Source organism: Methylorubrum sp. SL192 (assembly GCF_026672325.1).
Lineage (GTDB): Bacteria > Pseudomonadota > Alphaproteobacteria > Rhizobiales > Beijerinckiaceae > Methylobacterium > Methylobacterium extorquens.
In genome coordinates this window covers 3,937,347-3,961,270 of record NZ_JAPPQV010000003.1, presented here as the reverse complement: position 1 = coordinate 3,961,270, position 23,924 = coordinate 3,937,347, and the positions used below count along the sequence as shown (strand labels likewise).

Annotated in this window: 18 protein-coding genes, 1 tRNA gene and 1 pseudogene; 16 read left to right on the top strand and 4 right to left on the bottom strand. The window is 68.9% G+C overall.

Features of this window, described 5'->3' with window-relative positions; genetic code table 11:
• Nucleotides 1–45: 45 nt before the first annotated feature.
• Nucleotides 46–1,883, top strand: a pseudogene (locus tag OVA30_RS19170) (pyrroloquinoline quinone-dependent dehydrogenase).
• A gap of 12 nt (nt 1,884–1,895) precedes the next feature.
• Here OVA30_RS19170 and OVA30_RS19165 read toward each other — a convergent pair.
• Together OVA30_RS19165 and OVA30_RS19160 are read right to left on the bottom strand one after the other, a co-directional pair.
• Nucleotides 1,896–2,417 carry a hypothetical protein gene (locus OVA30_RS19165; protein ID WP_268176407.1) on the bottom strand — a complete coding sequence of 174 codons (522 nt, stop codon included), beginning with the start codon at nt 2,415–2,417 and terminating at the stop codon, nt 1,896–1,898.
• Nucleotides 2,418–2,516: 99 nt separating this feature from the next.
• Nucleotides 2,517–2,930, bottom strand: a complete 414-nt coding sequence (locus OVA30_RS19160) for a hypothetical protein (protein WP_238507480.1) — start codon at nt 2,928–2,930, stop codon at nt 2,517–2,519.
• A 247-nt stretch (nt 2,931–3,177) separates the two neighbouring features.
• Here OVA30_RS19160 and OVA30_RS19155 point away from each other — a divergent pair, with 247 nt between their 5' ends.
• Nucleotides 3,178–4,284 carry an efflux RND transporter periplasmic adaptor subunit gene (locus OVA30_RS19155; protein ID WP_268176406.1) on the top strand — a complete coding sequence of 369 codons (1,107 nt, stop codon included), beginning with the start codon at nt 3,178–3,180 and terminating at the stop codon, nt 4,282–4,284.
• 2 nt (nt 4,285–4,286) lie between these two features.
• On the top strand, nt 4,287–7,481 hold the full coding sequence (locus tag OVA30_RS19150) for an efflux RND transporter permease subunit (RefSeq protein ID WP_268176405.1): 3,195 nt from the start codon (nt 4,287–4,289) through the stop codon (nt 7,479–7,481).
• A 142-nt stretch (nt 7,482–7,623) separates the two neighbouring features.
• Here OVA30_RS19150 and OVA30_RS19145 read toward each other — a convergent pair whose 3' ends face one another.
• Nucleotides 7,624–7,875 carry a hypothetical protein gene (locus tag OVA30_RS19145; protein ID WP_015824594.1) on the bottom strand — a complete coding sequence of 84 codons (252 nt, stop codon included), beginning with the start codon at nt 7,873–7,875 and terminating at the stop codon, nt 7,624–7,626.
• Between the two features lie 96 nt (nt 7,876–7,971).
• Here OVA30_RS19145 and OVA30_RS19140 point away from each other — a divergent pair, with 96 nt between their 5' ends.
• On the top strand, nt 7,972–8,931 hold the full coding sequence (locus OVA30_RS19140) for a LysR family transcriptional regulator (protein WP_076641885.1): 960 nt from the start codon (nt 7,972–7,974) through the stop codon (nt 8,929–8,931).
• A gap of 177 nt (nt 8,932–9,108) precedes the next feature.
• Here the strand turns inward: OVA30_RS19140 and OVA30_RS19135 are convergent.
• Nucleotides 9,109–9,185, bottom strand: a tRNA-Pro gene (locus tag OVA30_RS19135).
• A 319-nt stretch (nt 9,186–9,504) separates the two neighbouring features.
• Between OVA30_RS19135 and OVA30_RS19130 the strand changes: the two genes are divergently transcribed.
• The 12 genes from OVA30_RS19130 (at nt 9,505) to OVA30_RS19075 (ending at nt 23,757) form a co-directional block, all read left to right on the top strand.
• Entirely contained in the window at nt 9,505–10,236 is a 732-nt protein-coding gene (locus OVA30_RS19130; protein ID WP_041358262.1) for a helix-turn-helix transcriptional regulator, read from the top strand.
• A gap of 478 nt (nt 10,237–10,714) precedes the next feature.
• Nucleotides 10,715–11,350 carry an acyl-homoserine-lactone synthase gene (locus OVA30_RS19125; RefSeq protein WP_012255589.1) on the top strand — a complete coding sequence of 212 codons (636 nt, stop codon included), beginning with the start codon at nt 10,715–10,717 and terminating at the stop codon, nt 11,348–11,350.
• A gap of 172 nt (nt 11,351–11,522) precedes the next feature.
• Entirely contained in the window at nt 11,523–12,071 is a 549-nt protein-coding gene (locus OVA30_RS19120) for a hypothetical protein (protein ID WP_268176403.1), read from the top strand.
• Nucleotides 12,072–12,149: 78 nt separating this feature from the next.
• Nucleotides 12,150–13,520 (top strand): glycosyltransferase family 4 protein, encoded by a 1,371-nt coding sequence (locus OVA30_RS19115; protein WP_268176402.1) that lies wholly within the window; start codon nt 12,150–12,152, stop codon nt 13,518–13,520.
• Nucleotides 13,521–13,568: 48 nt separating this feature from the next.
• Nucleotides 13,569–13,892, top strand: a complete 324-nt coding sequence (locus tag OVA30_RS19110) for a rhodanese-like domain-containing protein (protein WP_268176401.1) — start codon at nt 13,569–13,571, stop codon at nt 13,890–13,892.
• Nucleotides 13,893–14,011: 119 nt separating this feature from the next.
• The gene (locus OVA30_RS19105; protein WP_012255586.1) at nt 14,012–15,157 is read left to right on the top strand and encodes an efflux RND transporter periplasmic adaptor subunit; all 1,146 of its coding nucleotides are present in this window, start codon (nt 14,012–14,014) and stop codon (nt 15,155–15,157) included.
• Nucleotides 15,158–15,319: 162 nt separating this feature from the next.
• The gene (locus tag OVA30_RS19100; RefSeq protein WP_056154981.1) at nt 15,320–18,529 is read left to right on the top strand and encodes an efflux RND transporter permease subunit; all 3,210 of its coding nucleotides are present in this window, start codon (nt 15,320–15,322) and stop codon (nt 18,527–18,529) included.
• A gap of 166 nt (nt 18,530–18,695) precedes the next feature.
• Nucleotides 18,696–19,730: an SDR family oxidoreductase gene (locus tag OVA30_RS19095; protein WP_268176400.1), complete on the top strand. Its 1,035-nt coding sequence runs from the start codon at nt 18,696–18,698 to the stop codon at nt 19,728–19,730.
• 183 nt (nt 19,731–19,913) lie between these two features.
• Nucleotides 19,914–20,786, top strand: a complete 873-nt coding sequence (locus tag OVA30_RS19090; protein WP_268176399.1) for an MBL fold metallo-hydrolase — start codon at nt 19,914–19,916, stop codon at nt 20,784–20,786.
• Nucleotides 20,787–21,219: 433 nt separating this feature from the next.
• Nucleotides 21,220–22,680, top strand: a complete 1,461-nt coding sequence (locus OVA30_RS19085) for a methyl-accepting chemotaxis protein (RefSeq protein WP_268176398.1) — start codon at nt 21,220–21,222, stop codon at nt 22,678–22,680.
• A gap of 131 nt (nt 22,681–22,811) precedes the next feature.
• Nucleotides 22,812–23,018 carry a hypothetical protein gene (locus tag OVA30_RS19080; protein WP_041929122.1) on the top strand — a complete coding sequence of 69 codons (207 nt, stop codon included), beginning with the start codon at nt 22,812–22,814 and terminating at the stop codon, nt 23,016–23,018.
• A gap of 94 nt (nt 23,019–23,112) precedes the next feature.
• Nucleotides 23,113–23,757: a DedA family protein gene (locus OVA30_RS19075; protein ID WP_003600157.1), complete on the top strand. Its 645-nt coding sequence runs from the start codon at nt 23,113–23,115 to the stop codon at nt 23,755–23,757.
• Nucleotides 23,758–23,924 lie beyond the last annotated feature (167 nt).

Sequence of the window (23,924 nt, the reverse complement as noted above, 5' to 3'; positions counted from 1 at the left end):
TCGCCGCCCCGCCGTAACCAGGAAGCGAAGCACGGGAGAAGCAGAGTGACACGCCGCACGAAGACGCTTGCCGAGCGCCGGAGCACGCATCCGAATCCGGGACGCGCCCGCCTCGCCGCCCTGCTGTTCGTTGCGGCGAACCTTCTGCCGACGGTGCCGGCCTCCGCGCAGGAAACCGTCCGACCGTCCGGTGACTGGCCCGCCTTCGGGCGCGATGCCAGCAACACCCATCATTCGCCGCTGGCGCAGATCGACCGCGGCAATGTCGGCCGCCTGCGCCCGGCCTGGATCTTCCAGACCGGCATCACCGGCACCTTCCAGGCCGAGCCGGTGGTGATCGAGGGCGTGATGTACGTCTCGACCACGGGCAACCACGTCGCGGCGCTAGAGGCGAAATCCGGCAAGACGCTGTGGACCTATACCCACAAGGCGCGCACGGAGAAGATCTTCGGCCCGCCCTCGAACCGGGGCGTGGCGGTCGCGGGCGGCCTCGTCTTCGAGGCGACCATGGACGGGCGCGTCATCGCGCTGGACGCGAAGACCGGCCGGCTGGTCTGGGACCGCGAGGCGGTGCGGCCGGAGGAGGGCGAGTCCGAGACCGCCTCGGCGCTCGCGGCGAGCCTGGGCGACAAGCCGGTCCAGGGTTCGAGCCGCCTCGGCTTCAAGATGCCGCCGCTGGTGGCCGACGGCCTCGTCATCGTCGGCGTGACCGGGGCGGGCTACGGCCTCCATGTCGAGGACGAAAAGGGCGGGCTCGACGGCGGCGCAGTGGTCGGCATCGAGGGCGGCTATGGCCGGCGCGGCTGGCTTGCCGCCTACGACGCGAAGACCGGTGAGGAGCGCTGGCGCTGGTACGTCACCAAGGCCGATGGCTGGGAGGGCGGCTTCGTCGAGAAGACCGCGGACGGCCTCCCGCTCCACCGCGACATCGCCGCGGAGAAGGCCGCAGCCCCCGAGCACCGGGAAGCCTGGAAGGTCGGCGGCGGCTCGCTCTGGATGACGCCGGCCTACGATGCCGATCTCGGCCTGATCTATCTCGGCACCGGCAATCCGGCGCCGCAGAATTTCGGCCTGACGCGCCCCGGCGACAACCTCTACACGATGAGCCTCGTGGCGCTCGACGTGATGACCGGCAGCTTGCGCTGGCACTTCCAGCAGGTGCCGCACGAGCAGTGGGGCTACGACGTGGCGAGCCCCCCTTCCTTCTCGACTACCCGACCGAGAAGGGCCCGGTGAAGGCGGTGGCGCAGGCGAGCAAGCTCGGCTGGATCTATGTCCACGACCGCGCCGACGGGCGGCTCATCGCCAAATCCGCCCCGCTCATCACCCACAAGAACCTGTTCGTGCCCCCGAGCCCGGAGGGCACGGTGGTCAGCCCCGGCCCCCTCGGAGCGGTCTCCTGGCATCCGGTGGCCTACGATGCGGGCAGCGGCCTCGCCTTCGCCCAGGTGCGGCACGGCGCGGCGACCTACACGGTGAAGACCGCGCCGGCCGCGGGCGGGCGCGGCGAGATCCGCTACACCGAGACGGGGGAGGCGAAGGGCGAGCCGACCTTCTCGACGCTGACCGCGGTCGATCTCGCGCAGGGCGGGGCGGTGGCGTGGTCGCGTAAGGCGGGCAGCCGGCTGTCAGGCGGCACTCTCGCTACCGCGGGCGGCCTCGTCTTCTCGGGCGAGGAGGACGGCCATCTCGACGCGCACGACGCGAAGACCGGCGAGATCCTCTGGCGCTTCCAGTGCGGGGCGGGGATCGGCGGACCGCCGGTCACCTACACCGTCGAGGGCCGCCAATACGTGGCGGTCGCTGCGGGCGGCGCTTCTTTCACCAAGGGGTCGGGGTTCGGCACGGGCGACGCGCTCGTGGTGTTCGCGCTGCCCGAGTAGCGGGCCCGCGCCTTACTCCGCCGCGTCGGGCTCCTCGTCCCCGTCATCCGGCTCGTGCGCGTCAGACTCGTCCTCCCGCGTCTCGTCCGAGGCGGGGCGGGGTGTTCCGGCGGCGTAGAAGTCGCCGCGGCGCACCGCCTCGCCGCTATTGGCCATGACGCTGAGATAGGTGTTGAGCGTGTTGGGCGCGACATCGGGCAGGCGCCGCGCGATCTCGGCATGCGACAGACCCTGCGGCCCGGCCTCCTCCAGGAGAGCCTTCAGCCGCCCCTTGGCCGAGTTGGCCCGCGGGCCGCGGCTACCCCGTCCGCCGCCGCGGGTCGGACGCGCCTCACCGGGAAACGCCGGTGCCACCGCGCCGCGTCCGCTCGCGACCGCCTCCAAGGGGCCACCCTCGACGATAGAAGCGAGGGACTTCTCCGCGGCCCGGAGCTTGGTCAGCTCCCCGGAGACGCGGTCGTACTCAGCCTGGAGATCGGTCATCCGCTGCCGGACATCGGCCAGGGCCTTGGCCAGCGTATCGCCTTCGGACATGACGGATTCTCAACCAAACGGGACGCAATGAGGCCTACAGCCACAGCCGGCCCCGCTCGTCAACAGGACCGGGTTCGCAGACCGCTTCCGGTGTGGGCCTCAGCTGCCGGCAGTGCGGGCCGGCGGCGGCAGGAGCTTGCCCGACTGGTAACCCATCGGATGCGGCTTCGGCGGCGGCGCGTCCGGATTCTTCTGCCAGCCCTTCCGGCCCTCGGCGAGGCCGCACTCGACGAAATGCACGAGCGGATTGCAGCCGCTCTCGCGCACGTCCGGATTGGCCTTCAGGTAGCCCTCGCCGCTGAAGCCGGCGCTCGGGTCACGTCCCTCGCGCCAACCGTAATGGATGTAGTGGACCAGCGGCCCCTGCGGAAACGCGCGCACATCCGGATACCAGTACAGGTAATAGATCGGATCGAAGCCCGGCAGCGGGGTGCGAACGATCGAGGACGGCGCTCGCCGCGTTGTCAGGGCCGACAGACTCGGCTTCTTCAGGAACTTCTTTACCGCGCGCACGGCTCTCAACGACTCTCTTGGACAGGTCAGCTGTCATCGGCGGATTGCGCCGGCCTGTCCAGTACCGGCGGGTGACATCGGGCGCGCAGAACCGTTCGACGCGCCGGCAGGGCGCGCCTTTAGCCGATGCCACGGCGCTGTCCCGTTCCAAGCGGACCAAGCCACAAGAACCCGGTAGACCACGCTGAACAAACCGGGCAAAAGTGGCAAATCGCGCAGAGAACGCGAGGGCTGTGGAGGCGTGGTGATGCGGCGGGTCGTCCTGCCCGTGGGGCTGGCGCTCGGCGCGGGTGCGCTCGGTGCGCTCACGCTGACAGAAGCCGGCATCGGCCTGCGCGTGAAGGCCGGCCCCATCCTCTCGGACCTGCATGATCGATTTTCCGGGGTGGCGACGCCCGCGGCGCATCAGACGCCGACCGCACCGAGCCCCCCGCCCTCGCGAGTCGCGGTGGAAGGCGGTCAGGCCGTCGTGCGGCTGACCGATGCGGAGCAGGCGCGGATCGGCGTCGCAACGGCGCGCCACAAGCGGATGCCCCACCGCATCGAGGTCCAGGCCTTCGGCTCGGTCCTCGATCTCGCGCGGGTCACGGAACTCACCAACAGCTACGCCAGCGCCAGGGCGCAGTTGCAGACCGCCGAAGCCAAGGCGGAAGTCTCGCGCGCCGCCTATACCCGGGCGCGCAGCCTCGGCCAGTACGCGACGCAGGTGCAGCTGGAGACGGCCGAGGGCACCTTCCGCACCGACGAGGCGGCGCTCGCCGCGGCGCAGTCGCAGGTCCGGACCCTCGCGGCCACCGCGCAGCAGGAATGGGGCACGGTGATCGGGCGGGCCATCATCGAGCGCTCGCCCGCCATCACCCGGCTGATCGAGCGCACCGACTTCCTGGTGCAGGTGACGCTGCCGCCCGGCGAGACCCTGAGGGCGCCGCCTGGCACGGCCCATGCCGAGGTGCCGCCGCAGAGCGAGCGCGTCGCCCTGCGCTACGTCTCGCCCGCGACCCGGACCGACCAGCGCATCCAGGGCGTCAGCTACTTCTACACCGTGGCCGGCAACAGCGGGCTCCTGCCGGGCATGAGCACGCTCGCCTTCCTGACCTCGGAGCGCGAGACGACGGGCATCGCCGTGCCGGAAAGCGCCGTGGTGCACTGGCAGGGCGGCGCCTGGATCTACCGGAGCGTCGGCGACGACGCCTTTGCGCGCCATCCCCTCCGGGCCGACGCACCGATCTCGGCCGACGCCTACGTCGTGGACGATCTCGGCGCGGAGGCGGAGATCGTCGTGACCGGGCCGCAGGCGGTGCTCTCCGAGGAGCTGAAGGGGCAGATCCAGTCCTCGGATGCGGACGACGATTGAGCATGCTCGACCAACGGCCCGCACGCGGACCGGCGCGCGACGATCCGCCGGGCCCGCCTCCGGCGGCCCTCTCCCCTGCGCCCGTGGCCTTGGGCCCTCAGGCCGCCCTGGTCGCCTTCGCGGTGCGCCGGCCCGGTATCGTCCTGGCGCTGGTCTTGGCGCTCGCCGTCTACGGCATCGTCGCCTTGGGTTCGGCCAAATACGACGTCTTCCCGGAATTCGCTCCGCCCACGGTGACGGTGCAGACCGAGGCGCCCGGCCTCAACCCCGAACAGGTCGAGACCCTGGTGACGCAGACGCTGGAGGTCGCGATCGGCGGCCTGCCAGGACTGGCAACGATGCGCTCGAACTCGATCCAGGGCCTCTCGGTCATCACTGCCACCTTCGCCTCCGGCAGCGACATCTACCGGGCGCGCCAGCTCGTGAACGAGCGTCTGGCTTCCATCACCGCGCGATTGCCGCAGGGCGTGCTGCCCCCCACCATGACGGCGCTGACCTCCTCGACGAGTTCGGTCCTCCTCATCGGCTTGACCTCCCCGACGCAGTCGCTGATGGACCTGCGCACGGTGGCGGATTGGCGCCTGCGCCTGCGCCTGCTCGCCGCCCCCGGCGTCGGCGAGGTGCTGGTCTATGGCGGCGATCTCCGCTCGATCCGCATCCAGGTCCGGCCGCAGGATCTGGTGCGCTTCCGCATCGGCCTGAACGACGTGCTCTCGGCCGGCCGCAAGGCGACGGGCGTGCGCGGGGCGGGCTTCGTCGATACCGTCAACCAGCGCATCACCCTGCAGACCGAGGGGCAATCCCTGACCCCGGAGGCGGTGGCGCGCACCGTGCTCATCAACGAGGGCGGGGCGAGCGTGGTGCTCGGCGACGTCGCCGACGTGGCGGTGGCGCCGGAGCCGGCGATCAGCGCGGCCCTCGTCGATGGCAAACCGGGCGTGCTGCTGATGGTCGGCGCGCAATACGGCGCCAACACCCTCGACGTGACGGCCGGGGTCGAGGCGGCGCTCGCCGAGATGCGCCCCGGGCTGGAGCGCGACGGCACCACCCTGCGCACCGACCTGTTCCGCCCGGCGAGCTTCGTCACGCAGGCCACCGACAACGTGGTCCAGGCGCTGGCACTCGGCGGCATCCTCGTCGTCGTCGTGCTGTTCGTCTTCCTGGCCGACTGGCGCACGGCGCTGATCAGCGCCACGGCGATCCCGCTCTCCCTGATCGGCGCGGTGCTGATGCTCGGCCTGTTCGGCCAGAGCCTCAACACCATGACGCTGGGCGGCCTCGCCATCGCCATCGGCGAGGTCGTGGACGACGCGGTGATCGGCGTCGAGAACGTCATGCGCCGCCTGCGCGAGAACCGCCGCGCCGCCGCGCCCTTACCCGGCGCGCGGGTGGTGCTCGACGCGATCCTGGAAGTGCGCGTCTCGGTTGCCTACGCCACCTTCGCGGTGCTGCTCGTATTCCTGCCGGTCCTGGCGCTGACCGGCGTGCCCGGCCGGCTGTTCGGCCCGTTGGCCCTGGCCTACATCCTCGCCGTGCTGACCTCGCTCGCCGTGGCGCTGACGGTCACGCCCGCACTGGCCCGCCTGCTGCTCGCGGGGCGCACCAACCTGCCGAGCCGCGAGCCGCCGGTGAGCCGCCGCGTGCGGGGCGTCTATATCAGCGGGCTCGCGCGGCTCAACCGTCACCCGCGTCTCGTCTTCGGCACCAGCCTCGCCCTGACGCTCGTAGCAGCCCTGCCGGTGCCGTTCTTCGGCGGCGTTTTCCTGCCGGACCTCAAGGAGGGGCACCTCATCCTGCACATGGCCTCGGCCCCCGGCACCTCTATCCAAGAGACGCTGCGGCTCGGCGAGCGCCTTACGGCGGGGCTGAAGGCGGTGCCCGGCGTGCGTGCGGTGGCCCAGCAGGTCGGACGCGCCGAAGCGGGCTACGATCTCGGCGGCACGCATGACAGCGAGATCCATATCGACCTCGAACCGGGCCTCGACGGCGCGGGGCAGGAGCGGGCGGAGGCCGGCATCCGCGCGCTGATGGTGGCGACGCCCGGCGCGAGCTTCTCACTCAAGACCTTCCTGACCGAGCGCATCGAGGAGGTCGTCTCAGGGTTCACCGCGCCGGTCGTGATCAGCGTCACCGGCACGAATCTCGACCGGATCGAGGCCACCGCCCGCGACGTGGCGCGCGAACTCGCCGAGGTGCGCGGTGCGGCCGACGTCCAGCTCAAGTCACCGCCGGGCCTGCCCCAGGTCAATGTGAGCCTGCGCCCGACCGACCTGCGCCACTGGGGCCTCGACGCGATCGAAGTCCTGGAAATCGTGCGCACGGCCTATCAGGGCGACATCGTCGGCCAAGCCTACGAGGGCAACGCCGTGTTCAACGTCGTCGTGGTGCTCGAACCCATCGTGCGCACGCGCCTCTCGACGCTCGGCAACCTGCCGCTGCGCACGCCGAGCGGCAGCTATATCCGGCTCGCCCAAGTCGCCGACATCTACGAGACCGCCGGCCGCTACGCCGTCGGCCATATCGGCGCGCAGCGGGTGCGGGTCGTGACCGCGAACGTGGAGGGGCGCGACGTCGCCTCCTTCACCGAGGCCGCGAAACGGAAGATCGCCCGCGAGGTCGCGCAGCCCTCGGGCATCGATATCGGATTCGGGGGGGCGGCCGAGACGCAGGCCAAGGCGCGGCGCGAACTTGCGCTCTATGCAGGGCTCGCCGGTCTCGGGATCGTGCTCCTGCTCCTCGTCGTGACCGGCTCGCTGACCAATCTCGCCCTCGTCCTCGTCAACCTGCCCTTCGCCTTCGTCGGCGGCGTGCTGGCGGTGGCCTTGAGCGGCGCGGTGATCTCGCTGGGCTCGATCGTCGGCTTCGTGACCCTGTTCGGCATCTCGCTGCGCAACACCATCATGATGGTCGCGCATTACGAGCATCTGGTGCTGGTGGAAGGGCGGCCCTGGAACCTCGCGGCCGCTATCGAGGGCGCGGCCGACCGTCTCGTGCCGATCCTGATGACGTCCCTCGTCACCGGCCTCGGGCTGCTGCCGCTGGCGCTCGGTGCGGGTGAACCCGGCCGCGAGATCGAGGGCCCGATGGCCCTGGTCATCCTCGGCGGCCTTGCAACCTCGACTTTGCTCAACCTCGCCGTACTGCCGATGCTGGCCCTGCGCTTCGCCCGGTTCAAGCCCGCGGAAGGCGCGCTGTGACCGTCAGACGGATGCGAGATGCCGCTTCCTATCGTGACGCGGCGCTGACCCGCGGGCCCGTCCCGTACCCGTCAAAAACGTCTCCGGCGCCGTATGGCGCCGGAGGGTCATCTGTTCCGTCTATCCGTCTCACGACGCCGGCTCAGAAGGCGGCCTGCCGGGTCCTCACCTGATCGGCGGGGGTGTCGATCCACTGGACCGAACCGGGGAGGGCGAAGCCGCCCTGGCGGTGGACCGAGAGATCGCTGGTGGCCACACCCTGAGTTTCCAGGGTCAGCGCGCCGACCGTCTTGACGTTGTGGGCGCCGCCGATTTCCGCGGCGCGGGCGGGCACCGTGGCGAGCGCGGTGAAGGCCAACGCGGCGGTGGCGAGCGAGAGAAAGGTCTTGGACATCGAGATCAGCCTCTTTTCTTGCGGCGGGCTCCCCGTCGCTTCGTGAGACTGTATGTGCTCGGTCATGGCCCATGAATCAAATGGATCGATTTCATAATGCGCATCGATCACGTGCATCTTTCCCGGCTCGATCTTAACCTGCTCGTTGCCCTCGACGCGCTGCTGACGGAGCGGAGCGTGACCCGCGCAGCCGGACGGATCGGCATCAGCCAGTCGGCGATGAGCCATGCCCTGGCGCGACTGCGCACCGCCTTCTCGGATGAGCTGCTGACGCGCGGGCCCGACGGCATGCGGCCGACGCCGCGCGCGCTGGCGCTTATCGGGCCGGTGCAGGCGGCACTGTCCCAGATTCAGGAGATCACGACGCCGCCGGACGCCTTCGATCCGGCCACGGCCGACCTCACTTTCACCCTCGGCATCCCGGACTCGACCGAGGTGCTCCTGATGCCGACCCTCATCGCGCATCTGCAGGCGGTGGCACCGGGGGTGAAGCTCCTGCTGCACACGGTCGATCGGCACCGCATCCTCGACGATCTCGATACGGGGCGGGTCGATCTCGGCATCGGCGTCTTCGAGCAGGGCCAGACGCACCACAAGCGACGCATCCTCAACAAGGAAAGCTACCTCTGCATCTTCAACGCCGAGTTGGTCGGGGTGACGGCGCCGATCTCGCTCGACGACTACGTGCGGCTCCCGCACCTGCTCACGAGCTTGGTCGAGAGCGCCCACGGCGTGGTGGACGACGCGCTCGCCAAGATCGGCCGCAAGCGCGTCATCGCGCTGACCTCGCCGCGGTTCTCGGTGATGCCCTTCGTGGTGCGGCAGGCCCCCGTCATCGCCACGATGCATGCCCGGCTCGCGCGCTTCTTCGCCGATAGCATGGGCCTGACCGTCAGCCCGGCCCCGATCGCGCTGCCGGACGTCTCCATCTCGATGATCTGGCACACGTCCAACGACGCCATTCCCAGTCAGCGCTGGCTGCGGGAGACCATCATAAAGCTTCGCAAATCCGATCCCCGGCCGCCGACGGACGGCTCTCACACGACATCCGATTGATCCCTTCGGGATGGCGGATGTCGGCGTCGCTCAAGCGCCGTGGGCTTCCCGCATCAGCCGTGGATCAGCGTCATCGCTATATCAACGGCTTGAAGGCGGTCACGAGCATCACGGTGGCAGAGAGGGAAAGTGCGAGACGGCATCGTTCCCCGGCGGGAATGCGGTCTCGGCAATGAATGGTCGGAGTGGCCGGACTTGAACCGACGACCCCCTGTCCCCCAGACAGGTGCGCTACCGGGCTGCGCTACACTCCGACGCCCTTACGGCCCGCGGCTCATAGCGGTCCGCTTCGGACAGCGCAAGCCCTTCCGCGATCGCCGAACCGCGCGGCGCGGTCCCGCGCCCTGCGGATGAGACCTGTGCACGAGCACGCGCTGGCCCTCGAAATTTGATTCAGCGCATTGCTCGGCCGTACGGCGTCGCGCAGGACGGCAGACAGGGCGCGCGCCGGCTCCCTTTGTCCTTGATTCCGCGCGGGCAACAGCGAAGCAACTTCAACGAAATTTACGAGCGCCCTTCTCAAAGGCGTAGCAACGACTTATCGTGATGAGAGTGCGATGATTTTGCCGGGCCATGTCTAGAAAATCACTTGACCTGACGTTGGAAATTCTGAAGTCGCTCGATCGAGCGCATTCGCGTGAGGATATCCTGCGGGCCATCATGCCGCGGCTCAACACGCTGGGCATCGAATACGTCATTTCGGCGATGATTCCTCTGAAACGCCTGCCCGCGCGAACACAGAAGAATTATCTTATTTTAGAGAATACTTCCGACGAGTGGAACCGGCTCTACTTTTCGAAAGGCTATATGTATACGGACCCGGTCGTGCAGGCGACCCTGTCCAGCACGACCGGCTTCCGCTGGTCGGAGATCGAACCGGCGGGCGTGCTCGATCCCCGCTCGCGGCAGGTGATGAACGAGGCCGGCGAGTTCGGCCTCGGCGACGGCTTTACGGTGCCGCTCGCCACGCTGGAGGAGGAGCGCGGCGGCCTCACCTTCGCGGGTCCGCAGCTCGATATCAGCCCAGGACAGCGCGGGATGCTCACCCTGCTCGCCTCCTACGTGGTCGGGCAGACGCTGCTGATCGACAACGGCCCCAGCGAACGCCGGATGGGACTGACCCCGCGCGAGCGCGAGAGCCTGCAATGGGTCGCCGAGGGCAAGACCGATTGGGAAATCGGTGAGCTGATGGGCATCTCGCGGCACGGCGTCGATTTCCACCTGCGCTCAGCCCGGGTGAAACTCGGCTGCGTGTCCCGTACGCAAGCGGTGGCCGAAGGGTTCAGGCGCGGCCTGATCATCTGAGCGGACCAGACCGCGCCGCCATCGACCGCCCGACTCAGGTCGAAGAGCCGCCGGAAGGGTGAGCCGCGGCGCGACCGAAGCACCGCGCGTGGCGAGCTTTCGAAAACAGGCAATGCAAGATTGCATGTCCGGCGCATCGCGCCCGGCGCGATATCCGGATCGCTGCACGGGGCGACGTCGTCCGCCGGCGCTCGGAGCCGCGCGGGCGCGGTGGAGGATCGCGCCGCACCGCTCATGACCACGAGAATGTGAGCCACCCCTCCGCCGGCTGTCGGCAAGTTCTGTATTGTTTTACACATTCAATCCAAGATAGAGACGTGGGCCGCGCGATTTGCGAGAGTGGCGGAATAAGCGCTCGCGGACCGGCTTAATTCCCGAACGGCAAAAGGCCGACCGAACGAAACCCTACGGGTTCTCGTAGTGCCGCGGCACGCCTGGATTTGGGACGAACACTTCAGGTTTCTGAAGAGGTGTTCCGATGATCCATGTCGTCACCGCTGAAAACATGCAGGACTATGCCGGTGCGCTCGATCAGGCCTTCCGCCTGAGACACCGCGTGTTCGTCGAAGAACTGGGCTGGTCCAACCTCGCCCGCCCGGACCGGCGCGAAATCGACGAGTTCGACGACGAGCACGCCATCCACCTCCTCGCCCTCGACGAAACCGAGTCCGTCATCGGTTACTCGCGCCTGTTGCCGACGACCCGGCCCTACCTGCTGCCGATGGTGTTGCCGCAGCTTTGCGAAGGGGCGGCGCCGTCGGGCGCGCATATCGTCGAATGGGGCCGCATCTGCGTCGCGGAATGCGCCCGGACCTCGGGCCGGCGGCTCAACCCGACGGCCCTGGCCCTGATGACGGCCATCGTCGAGTGGGGGCTGCCGCGGGGGATCACCAGCTTCATCTCCGAAATGCCGACGAGCTGGATCCTGCGCCTGCTGCAACTGCACCTGCGCGCGATGCCCCTCGGCCTGCCCCACGAAATCGAGGGCGAGGAGATCGTCGCGGTCGAGGCGGCCTTCGACGGCCGCTCGCTGCGCCAGCTCCAGAACAAGCGCGGCGACATCCGCTCGGTGCTGGCCCCGCCGCGGGTCAGCTTCGCCCGGCTCGCCTCCTGACGGACGCGGCGACGGGTGCGCAGCATCCGTCGCCGGACATCGGCACCGCGATCCGGCCGCCCTGGCAGGACGCAGCCATCACAAGCCTGACGCTTTGTGCGCGGGGAGTAGTACCTTGAAACGCAGACGCAGTGACGCCCGGTACGCAACGGCTCCGGGACTCGCCGGAACCATGACGACGCCTGGAATCGTCGGAACCTGGGAGTGGGATCCGGCGACCGGATGCTTCATCCTCGACGAGGGAGCCGCCGAGTTGATGGCGGGGGATGCCGGCCTTGCCGGACACCCCCTGCGCAGCGAGCGGGCGACCGCGGGCCTCGATGCGGCGGTGGCCGCCCGCTTCCTCGGCGACGTCCGCCACGCCGCCGAGCAGGAGGACGACGTCGCGGTCGATCTCTGGATTCCCTCACTCTCCGGGCCCAAGCGCCGGCTTCTGTGCCGCGGCCGGATTCACCGGGACGCGCGGCAGCAACCCGTGCGCGGGGAGGGGACGCTGATCGACACCGCCGATCCCGGCGTGCAGGCACGGACCCTGCGGGAACTGGAACACGCCGCTGCGGCCGATGCCATCGACGAGGCTGCCGAACTCATCATCGCGGCGCGCCGTGCGATCGATGCCAGCGGCAAGCCCCGGCTGCGCCAACTCGTCGATGTCCTCCTGCTCGAGATCGCCCGGGAGATCGCGAGCCGCAGCAGCGAGGTGGATCGGCAACAGCATTAGACCCGCGGCGCTAGGCCTGCGACCAAAGACCTGCAGCGATGACCCGGTGACGGTCGCCAGGATCACGGAATCCGGTTTATGCAGCCGGCCATGCAAGCCTGTCTCGCCATCGACCTGACCCGTCTCATCACCCGGCTCCGTCATGCCAGCCCCACCGGCATCGACCGGGTCGATCTCGCCTATGCCCGGCACATCCTGTCCCAGGGCGCGGAGGGCACGCGCTTCGGGCTCGTCTCGACGGCGTACGGCCCGCGCGTCCTCGACCGCGCGACCGCGCGCGGCATCGTCGAGGCGGTCGCCGCGGGCTGGGTCGAGGACGTGGTCGCCGAGGCCGATCCGGTGTTTCAGGCGCTCGCGGCCTCGCTTGCCGGCGACGCCCACCCGTTGCCGAAGGCAGCGCGGCGCCGGGCGGAGGGCGGGCTCGATCGACGTCGCCTTCAGGCCGAAACCGGATTGCGGGTGTTGCGCTCGGGCGGCATCGAGCGCCTGCCCGAGGGAACGATCTATCTGCACACCTCGCACCTGCGGCTCGACCGGCCCGAACGCTTCGACTGGCTCTACACGCGGCGCGACGTGCGGCCGGTCTTCTTCGTCCACGACCTGATCCCGATCTCCCACCCCGAATACGGCCGGCCGGGCGAGGCCGAGCGCCACGCGATCCGGATGGAGACCGTGGCGCGCCACGCCGCGCATGTGCTCGTCAATTCGGGCGATGTCGGCGCCCGCTTCACGGATTACGCGCGGCAGCGGGGCCTGGGGCCGAAGCCGGTCACCGTGGTCCCCCTCGGCGTCGAGCCCGTCTTCTCGAGCGGGGCCGGCGAGGCGGGGCTGCCGGGGCTCGCGCGGCCGACCTTCCTCGTTTGCGGCACCATCGAGCCGCGCAAGAACCACCTGCTGCTGCTCAACCTCTGGCGCGATCTCGCCGAGCGCAGCGGCGCCGAGACCGGTGCGGCGATCCCGCGGCTCGTCCTGATCGGCCGGCGCGGCTGGGAGATCGAGAACGTCGCCGACATGCTCGACCGCTGCGAGGCCATCCGCCCGCATGTGAGCGAGGTGGTCGGCCTGTCCACCCACGGCCTCGCGCGGTTGATGCGGGGCGCCACCGCCCTGCTGATGCCCTCCTTCATCGAAGGCTACGGCCTGCCGGTGGTCGAGGCCGCCGCCAGCGGCCTTCCGGTCGTCGCCTCCGACATCCCCGTCCACCGGGAGATTGGCGGCGGTTTCGCCCATTTCCTCGATCCGCTCGACGGACCGGGCTGGACGGCGGCGGTGCGGGCCTTGAGCGAACCGGGCTCCCGGTTGCGGACGGAGCTGGCGGGGCGGCTCGCGGCCTACGAACCGCCGAGCTGGACCGCGCATTTCGAGCGGGTCGATGCCGCACTCGCCGGCCTGCCCGCCGCTGTTGCGCCGCACGGGCGAGAAGACTTAAGAAATCCCCGCTCGATGTGACCCGCCCCCTTCCGCGGCGGCTCCCTCCCCTTGGAAAGATCGGTTGCGATGAAGGTGGTCGACCTCGACCGCGAGACGGTCAAGCAGGGCTTGGCGGACGGCTCGCTGCTGCTCATCGATGTGCGCGAGGATCATGAATTCGTCCGCGGGCGCATTCCCGGCTCCGTCTCGCATCCGCTCTCGAGCTTCGACCCTGAAGCCTTGAAGGCGCTGATCGCGGCGGACGGGCGCCGGCCGGTCTTCTCCTGCGCCTCGGGCGTGCGCTCAGTCCATGCAATCGCCGCGGCGCAGCAATCCGGCCTCGATGTGAGCGAGCATTACGCGGGGGCCTTCAAGGATTGGTACGCCGCCGGAGAACCGGTTGAATCCTAGATTCGGCACGCCTGCGTTGCAAAGCGTCGAACCGTTCCTTGCGTGACGGACCGTCATGTGCGGGAGCGCACGCCCCACTCGAGGTTGCGGGGACTAGGCCGCGCCATGCAGGGAACCGAATGATGCGTAGCCTCAGGCCTCTTCTTCTCGCCACACCGCTGATCGCCTCCGCGCTGCTGGGTGCCGGGCCGGCCGGCGCGCAGATGCCGGGCGCGCCGCCGCCCGGCGTGACCGTCGCCAAGCCGGTGGTGCGGGAGATCGTCGAGCAGGACCAGTATACCGGCCGGTTCGACCCGATCGAATTCGTCGAGGTGCGCGCCCGCGTGACCGGCTACCTCGACAAGATCATGTTCCAGGACGGCGCGAACGTGAAGAAGGGCGAAGTGCTCTTCATCATCGACCGCCGCCCCTACAAGGCGGCTCTGGAGCAGGCCCAGGCCGCGCTCACCTCGGCCAAGGCGCGGCTCTCCTTCACCCAGACGGATCTGGAGCGTGCCCAGGTGCTGTCGCGCGGCGGCAACATCTCCGAGCAGGTCACCGACCAGCGCCGCCAGGCCTCGCAGACCGCCCAGGCCGACGTGGACAGCGCGGAAGCGGCGCTTCGCAACGCGCAGCTCAACTACGACTTCACGGAAGTGAAATCGCCGATCAACGGGCGGATCAGCCAGCGTCTCGTCACCGAGGGCAACATCGTCAGCACCGACCAGACGATCCTGGCTCGGATCGTCTCGCTCGATCCGGTCTATTTCGGCTTCACCGTCGATGAGCGTTCGTTCCTGAAATACCAGGGCTCGCTCGGCATCGGCATGGGCCAGATGCAGCGCGGCAAGGGCGCCCCGGTGCAGATCGCCCTGTCCGGCGAGGAGAAGCCGACCCGCAAGGGCACGCTCGACTTCGTCGACAACCGTGTCGACAACCAGACCGGCACGATGCTCCTGCGCGCCACCGTCGAGAACCCGGACAACTTCATCAAGCCGGGCCTGTTCGGCATCGTCGCGATGCCCGCGACCAAGCCGTTCCAGGGCATCCTGATCCCCGACGAGGCGGTCTCCGCCAACCAGGACAAGCGCATCGTCTACGTGCTCGGCGATGGCGACAAGGTCTCGGCCAGGACCGTGAAGCTCGGGCCGATCGTCGACGGCTACCGCGTGGTCCGCGACGGCCTGAAGGGCGACGAACTCGTGGTGGTCAACGGCGTCGCCAAGGTCCGCCCGGGCGCGCAGGTGAAGCCCGAGACGGTCGAGCTGCCGCCGTCGAAGAAGTGACGTCGCGGTGATGCGGCACCGTCGCGGGGGCGAGGCGGGACGCGGACAGTAAAGATTTTCGAGCGCCGACGCTCCCGGACCGACCGGGGATGCCGGCCTGGACGCAGACGGCAAGCCGCACGGGTCGCGCCAGCGCGCACCGGCCGGCGAGAGGTTTGAACGATGCGTTTCGCCCATTTCTTCGTCGACCGGCCGATCTTCGCCTCGGTCACGTCGATCATCTTCCTGATCGTCGGCTTCGTCGCCTACGAGAAGCTGCCGGTCTCGCAATATCCCGAGATCGTGCCGCCGACCGTGACCGTGCGCGCGAGCTTCCCCGGCGCCAACGCCGAGACGGTGGCCGCCACGATCGCGACGCCGCTGGAGCAGGAGATCAACGGCGTCGACAACATGCTCTACATGACGTCGTTGTCGACCAACGACGGCGCGATGCTGCTGACCGTGACCTTCAAGGTCGGCACCAACCTCGATATCGCCAACGTGCTCGTCCAGAACCGGCTCTCGGTGGCGCAGCCGCGCCTGCCGCCGGACGTGCGCAACCTCGGCGTCACCGTGCGCAAGGCCTCGCCCGACCTGATGCTGGTCGTGCACCTGCTCTCGCCCAAGCGCACCTACGACCAGAACTATCTGGCCAACTACATCTACCTCAACATCCGCGACGAGCTGCTGCGCCTCGACGGCGTCGGCGACATCTCGATCTTCGGCGGCAACGAGTATGCCGAGCGGGTCTGGATCGATCCGCAGAAGATGGCCGCCTACGGCCTGACCACCACCGACGTGACGAGCGCGCTGCAGGAGCAGAACGTGCAGGTCGCGGCCGGCCAGCTCAACGGCCCGCCCGCCGCGCCGGGCGCCGCCTTCCAGCTCGTGGTGCAGTCGCAAGGGCGCTTCCAGTCGCCGGAGCAGTTCGCCGACGTCATCGTCAAGGCGAATGACGGGCGCCTCGTGCGCGTGCGCGACATCGCCCGCGTCGAGATGGGCCAGAAGGACTACACGACGAACTCCTTCCTCAACGACACCCCCGCGGTCGGCATCGGCGCCTTCCAGCGGCCGGGCACCAACGCGCTCGAGGCCGCGGAATCGGTCAAGGCGACGATGGAGCAGTTGAAGAAGAACTTCCCGCCGGACGTCGAGTACCGCATCGCCTACAACCCGACGGAGTTCATCGAGGAATCGATCCACGAGGTCTACAAGACCCTGTTCGAGGCGGTCCTCCTCGTCGTCATCGTCGTGCTCGTCTTCCTCCAGAGCTGGCGCACGGCGCTGATCCCGGTGATCGCGATTCCGGTGTCGCTGGTCGGCACCTTCGCGGTGATGTCGGCGCTGGGCTTCTCGCTCAACAACCTCACCCTGTTCGGTCTCGTGCTCGCCATCGGCATCGTGGTCGACGACGCGATCGTCGTGGTGGAGAACGTCGAGCGCAACATGGCCGAGGGGCTCTCGGCCGGCGAGGCGGCCCACAAGACCATGGACGAGGTGGGCGGGGCGGTCATCGCCATCGCCCTCGTGCTCGCGGCGGTGTTCATCCCGACCGCCTTCATCCCCGGCATCTCGGGCCAGTTCTACAAGCAGTTCGCGCTCACCATCGCGGCCTCGACCATCATCTCGGCCTTCAACTCGCTCACCCTGTCGCCGGCGCTCTGCAAGCTGCTGCTGAAGCCGCACCACGAGCACAAGCCGCCGAAATTCTTCCTCACCCGCTTCCTCAACTGGCTGGCGCACCTGTTCAACCGCGGCTTCGACGCACTGTCGAACGGCTACGCCCACTCGATCCGCTTCCTGACGGGGACGGGCATCGGCGTGATCGCCATGCTGATCCTCTATGCCGGCGTGATCGCGGGCACGCTGCACCTCGCCCGGACGACGCCCACGGGCTTCATCCCGGACCAGGATCAGGGCTACCTCATCGGCGTCGTGCAGTTGCCCGCGGGCTCCTCGCTCGACCGCACCACCGATGCGGTGAACCGGGCCGCCAAGATCGCCCGCGGCGTCGACGGCATCACCAACACCGTCATCATCGCGGGCTTCGACGGCGCGACCTTCACCAACACCACCAACGCGGCGGTGATGTTCCTCACCCTCAAGGGTGCCAAGGAACGGGCCGCGCAGGGCCGGAGCGCGGCCGTCATCACCGGTGACGTGCTGAAGGCGACGGCGGGCATCCAGGAAGCGCGCATCATCGTCATCCCGCCGCCGCCGGTGCGCGGCCTCGGCCAGGGCGGCGGCTTCAAGATGCAGATCGAGAGCCGCCAATCCTCCGAGATCGGCCCGCTGCTCGCGGCCGCCGGCGAGGTGATCGGGCAGGCCAACCAGAGCAAGGATGTGACGCGGGTCTTCACGACCTTCGGCAACGACACGCCGCAGCTCTACCTCGACATCGACCGCACCATCGCGCGCATGCTCAACGTGCCGCTCGCCAACGTCTTCTCGACCGTGCAGACGGCTTTGGGCGGCGCTTACGTCAACGACTTCAACACCTTGGGCCGCATCTATCAGGTGCGCGTGCAGGGTGACGCGGTCTACCGCATGTCGCGCCGCGACATCGAGCAGCTCAAGGTGCGCTCCTCGACCGGTGCGCTGGTGCCGATGGGCACGCTCGCCTCCATCCGCGACATCGCCGGCCCGCAGATCGTGCAGCGGTTCAACCTGTACTACTCGGTGCCGCTGCAGGGCGTGGCGCAGCCCGGCGTCTCGACCGGCCAGGCGCTCGACACCATGGAGGAGATCGCCAAGCGGGCCCTGCCCGAGGGCTATTCCTACGACTGGACCGAGATCGCCTTCCAGCAGAAGGCGGCGGGCGACACGGCGATCTACGTCTTCGCGCTGGGCGTGCTCCTGGTCTTCCTCGTGCTCGCGGCGCAGTACGAATCCTGGGCGCTGCCGCTGGCGATCCTGCTGGTGGTGCCGACAGGCGTGCTCGCCGCCCTGTTCGGGGTGCAGTTGCGAGGGCAGGACAACAATATTCTGACCCAGATCGGACTGATCGTGCTCATCGGTCTGGCCGCCAAGAACGCGATCCTGATCGTGGAATTCGCCCACGACATCGAGAACAGCGAGAACAAGGGCCCGGTGGATGCCGCAGTCCAGGCCTGCCGCCTGCGCCTGCGCCCGATCCTGATGACGGCCTTCGCCTTCATCCTCGGCGTGCTTCCGCTGGTGATCGCCACGGGCCCCGGCGCCGAGATGCGCCAGGCGCTCGGCACGGCGGTGTTCTTCGGGATGATCGGCGCGACCTTCTTCGGCCTGTTCCTCACCCCGGTCTTCTACGTGGTGATCCGCAAGGCGGTGATCTGGATCGGAAGGAAGCGCGGCAAGGACACGCATGGCGGCGACGGGCATGGCGCGCCGCACGGAGCCCCGGCCCACGGCTGAGCCTCCCCGCGCAAGCGCCGAACATCGTGAAGGCCCGCCCATCTCCGGATCGGCGGGCCTTCTCGTATCTAAAGGTCCAGGCTCGCATCGTCGCAGCGTCGCCTGCGCCGCAACTCCGCCCGCACAGCGCGCATTGACGGGCAGGATGAGCGCAGGAGGATGCGGTTTGGCAGGGCAGGGACGAACAGGTGCTGCGCGGGTTGCCGTGGTGACGGGCGGAAGCGCCGGGATCGGCCTCGCCACGGCCCAGCTTTTCGCGCAACGCGGCTGGTCGGTGGCGATCCTGGCACGCGGTGCCGAGCGTCTCGCCGAGGCCGAGGCGCTGCTCGCCCGCGAGGGTGGGCGCGTGCTGGCGATCCCGGCCGATGTGGCCGACGCCGCGGCTGTCGAGGCGGCGGCCGACCGGATCGAGCAGGAGCTCGGGCCGATCCGGGCCTGGATCAACAACGCCATGACGACGATCGTCAGCCCGGCCGACCAGGTCACGCCGGAGGAGTACCGCACCGTCACCGGGGCGACCTATCTCGGCACCGTCCACGGCACGCTGTCGGCCCTACGTCGCATGAAGCCGCGCGACCGCGGCGTGATCGTGCAGGTCTCCTCCGGGCTGGCGATCCGTGCGGCTCCGCTCCAGGCACCCTATTGCGCGGCGAAGTTCGCGATCAGCGGCTTCACCGATTCGCTGCGCGCCGAACTGATCCACGAGAACAGCAAGATTGCGCTCAGCGTGGTCTATCTGCCGGCGGTCAACACACCGCAATTCGGCTGGACCCGCACCCGGACCGGCCACGGGCAGCGCGCGCCCGATCCCGTCTTCGATCCGCGCTTGTGCGCCGAGGCGATCCACCACGCGGCCGAGCGACCGACCCGCGAGGTCTGGGTCGGACGGACCTCGGTGCTGATGGCGGCGGCCCAGGCCCTCCTGCCGTCCTACGCCGACCGCAAGGCGGCGCAGAGTTGGGACGACATGGTGGAAGACGAGGCGGTCCCGGATCGGCGCGGCAACCTCGACGCACCGGCGCCGGGCGCGGCGCGCATCGACGGCGCCATGAGCGAGCGGGCCAAGACGACCCGCTCCGAGTTCTGGACCAGCCGGGAGCGCGATGCCCTCGTGCTCGGTGCCATGGGCGCCGCCCTGCTCGGAACCGCCCTGGCGGCGCGCGCTCTGCGCCGGCCGCTGCGTCTGCTCGGGCGGCTCTGAGCGAAAGCGCATCCGACGAAGGGGTCACCGGTTCGTCGAGAGAATGCACGTCAAAACAAAGGCCTAGGGCGCCGGCCTGATGCAGTCAGGTCGGATACGGCCCTAGCCCTTTCTTCACCCGCAGCGGACGGATAGGACCGTCCGATCTCCGGCCCGCCCGCGGGCACCCATGAGGACTTGCCCGTGCCCGGTTACCTGCCCTTCGCCGGCGCCCTGAAGCTGCCCGCCTATACCTGCGACAATTGCGGGTTCTGGCAGCGCCACTTCGAGGCGCCGCCGCATTGCCCGATGTGTCTCGACGCCCGCCACGTCGTGCCGCAGGACGGCTGGCGCTTCCGCACCACGCGCGAGGCGCAAGACGCCTTTCCCTGCCACTGGGAAGAGCTGGAGCCCGGAATCTGGCGCTTCTGGAACGACCCGGTTTCCGGCATCGGCCCGAGCGCCTACCTGATCCGGACCGAGAACGGGAATATGGGCTTCGAGGCCTGCCCCGTCTTCAGCGAGGCGGCGCTCGACCAGATCGAGCGGCTCGGCGGGATGCAGGTGCTCTCGGCCTCGCACCCGCATTCCTACGGGGCGCTGGTGCAGCTTCAGGACCGCTTCGACCCGGAACTGTGTCTGCCGGCGGCCGACTTCACCTGGAGCGCCGCACTTCAGGTCTCCTGGCCCTACGACGACTTCCTCGAACCCCTTCCCGGATTGGAACTGCACCGCACCGCCGGCCATTTCGACGGCCACGCCGTGCTGTTCGACCGCAAGCGCAAGATCTGTTTCTGCGGCGACGCGCTCAAGTTCGAGCTCGACCCGAACGACTTCCGCAAGGCGCTGACGATCTCGGCCCACAAGGCCTTCGTGCGCGGCGTGCCGCTCACGGTGAACGAGCTGCGCCGCTACCGCGACGTGTTCGAACGCCTCGATTTCATCCAGACCTGGACCCCGTTCGAGCCCGCCGCCAATGTCGGCCGGGCCGAGGTCGTGGCGCTGATCGATGCGATGCTCGGCAGCCGGCCCCACGCCGCACCGGTGCCCCTGGACCATCTCCGCCGCAGCACCTGAGCGCCGCTCACGACACCACTCGCAGGCCGGGCCGGACGGAAGACACGCGTCCCATCCGGTTCGCAGGGGAGGGCGAGCGGTCTGAAGGCCGCTCCCTTCCGGCTATCTGCGAAGAGGCAGCGAAGCCGACCGATCGTCGAACCCAGGCGGACGGGCGAGGAGACACTGCCAGCGCAATGGCAAGTTTATATCATATGTTACTAGCATAGTTGCGGTCTGTGCGACGCATGTCGAAACAAGATTGCAGCCTACAGACGATTGCAACGCTCTACACCAGAGATTTTAATCCATAATTTACCCAGAAAATGAACATTCGTCATAAGGGGCGGATGAAAGACATCGAGCGAAATCGCCGAGATCCGCCCTCGATCAATGACGACATCGCTCTGGCGACGTGGCTGCCGGAGAAAGATTGCGTCACGGGGGTTCTGTGATGTTCCGTAAGCCCAAGCAAAGTGACGCCCAAGCGAAGCTCGATGCACTCGATCGATCGCTCGCGACCATTGAGTTCGCGATGGATGGGACGGTTCTCGACGCGAACCGGAACTTTCTCGACGCGATCGGGTACGAGCTCGAGGAGATCAAGGGCCGGCATCACCGCATCTTCGTCGAGGCCGCCTATGCCGAGAGCGCCGATTATCGCGCCTTCTGGGAGACGCTGCGCGGCGGCAAGTACGCCTCGGGCGAGTTCCCCCGTCTCGGCAAGTCCGGACGCAAGATCTGGCTGGAAGCCACCTACAACCCGGTGCTCGGGGCGGACGGTAAGCCGGAGCGGGTGATGAAGTTCGCGACCGACATCACCGCCAAGAAGAACGAGACGAGCCGGCTGCTGACGATGATCGACGGCATGCCCGTCGCCGTCATGACGGTGGACCCGAAGGACCAGTTCAAGATCAACTATCTGAACAAGACCTCGGTGACGACGCTCTCCACCATCGAGGAGCATCTGCCGATCAAGGTCTCGGAGATGATGGGTCGCTCCTTCGACGTCTTCCACAAGCACCCGCAGCATCAGCGGACGATGCTGGCCGACAGCAGCCGCCTGCCGCACCGGGCCAAGATCCGGGTCGGCCCCGAGACCCTCGATCTGCGCGTCTCGGCGATCCACGGGCCTGAGGGCGAGTATGTCGGCCCGATGGTGACGTGGTCGGTGATCACAGCCCAGGTTCAGATGTCGGCGGACGTCTCGCGGGTGGTCGAGGCGGTGCGGTCGGCGGTGGAGCGGATGGGGTCCTCGGCGGAGGAACTGTCGCGCTCGGCCGAGGATGCCCGGCAGCGCGCGGCCTCGGTGGCGGCGGGCTCGGCGCAGATGACGGCCTCGATCCAGGAGATTTCGGGGCAGGTCGGCAGCGTGTCCGAGCGCGCCCAGCGGATCGCGGCTCAGGCCGAGACGACCGATCTGACGGTGCGCCAGCTCGCCGAGAACGCGCGCAAGGTCGACGCGGTGGTGGCGATGATCCGCTCGATCGCCGATCAGACCAACCTGCTCGCCCTCAACGCCACCATCGAAGCGGCCCGCGCAGGCGCGGCCGGCCGCGGCTTCGCCGTGGTCGCCGCCGAAGTGAAGGCGCTGGCCGAGCAGACGGCGAAGGCGACCGGCGAGATTTCCGGACAGATCGCCGCGATCCAGAGCGCCACCGGCGAGGCGGTCGAAGCCATCGGTACGATCACCGCGGCGGTGACGGACCTGTCGGGGCTCACCCTCGCCATGGCAAGCGCGGTCGAGGAGCAGGCGGCCTCGACGCACGAGATGTCCGGCAACATCGTCGGCGTGTCCTCGGCGGCGGACGCCACCGGCAGCCATGTCGACTCGGTCCGCACCATCGCCGAGGATCTCGCGACGCATTCCGCCGGTCTGGGCGCCAGCGTCGAGAAGTTCCTCAAGGCAAGCTGAGGCTCGGCCGCGGACGGGAAGAACCACGCGAGGCCGATGTGCCGCATGTCACGACAATCGGTCGTGCCATGCAACCGGCCGCCGCCGAAGGGCTTATCACCACTTCCGCCCTTCGGCGGTCCGAGCCCGTCATGATCGACAGCACACGCCTCCTCCCGCCCGGCTTCGGCCTTTCGACGGATCCCGTCCTGTTCGGCGTGTCGGAGGGGCTCGCACGGCTGCTGCCGTTGCCGGACGACGACTTCGCCGCCCTTTGCCAGACCGGCACGGGCGGGGAGGGCGCCGTCCTCACGCTCGCCTCGGTCGAGCCCTCGGCGGAGGCGGACCCGGCGGGCTGAAGCGGAGGGGCAAGGGGGGAGAAGGACCGCCCTGCTGCGGCCACGTTCCTGGCCAGACTGCGCCGCGCAACGATCCGCGGAGACGCCCTCTTTCATGTCCTTCCTTCAGGGACTTCCGATCGCCGACCTCATCGCCCATTACGGCTACCTCGCCGTCTTCGTCGTCGTCGCGCTGGAGAGCGCGGGCGTGCCGATGCCGGGCGAGACCATCCTGATCTCGTCCGCCGTCTATGCCGGCAGCACCGGCAGCCTCAACGTCGTCCTCATCGTCGCCGCGGCGGCCGCGGCCGCGATCCTCGGCGACAATGTCGGCTACTGGGTCGGGCGCCGCTGGGGCATGCCGCTGCTGCTGCGCTACGGCCACCTCATCGCCCTCGACCACGGCCGGCTGAAGCTCGGGCAGTACCTGTTCCGGGAGCATGGCGGGAAGATCGTGTTTTTCGGCCGCTTCACCGCGATGCTGCGCGCCTACGCGGCGGTGCTGGCCGGTGTGAACCGGCTCGATGCGCGCCGCTTCATGCTGTTCAACGGCCTCGGCGGCGTCGCCTGGGCCGGGATCATGGGCTTCGGCGCCTATGCCTGCGGCCGCTCGATCGAGCACATCGTCGGCCCCGTCGGCCTCGCGCTGCTGGCCTTCGTGGTCTTCGGTGGACTGGCGCTCTGGCTGTTCATGAAGCGCCACGAGGAGCGGCTGCTGCTGAAGGCGGAAGCCGCGATCCCCGGCCCGCTGACGCACTGATCTTTTTCGAAGACAGACCACGACGGCAATCGATGCGAGCCCCTCGCCCCGCACGCGGGGAGAGGGCTTCGGCGACCACAGAACTCGGGTGTTCCCGAGTCCTGATCCAAGGTGCTGAAGTTGGGCAGGCCCGACTTGGGTCGTCGCCGAAGCGAGGCGGCAGCCGA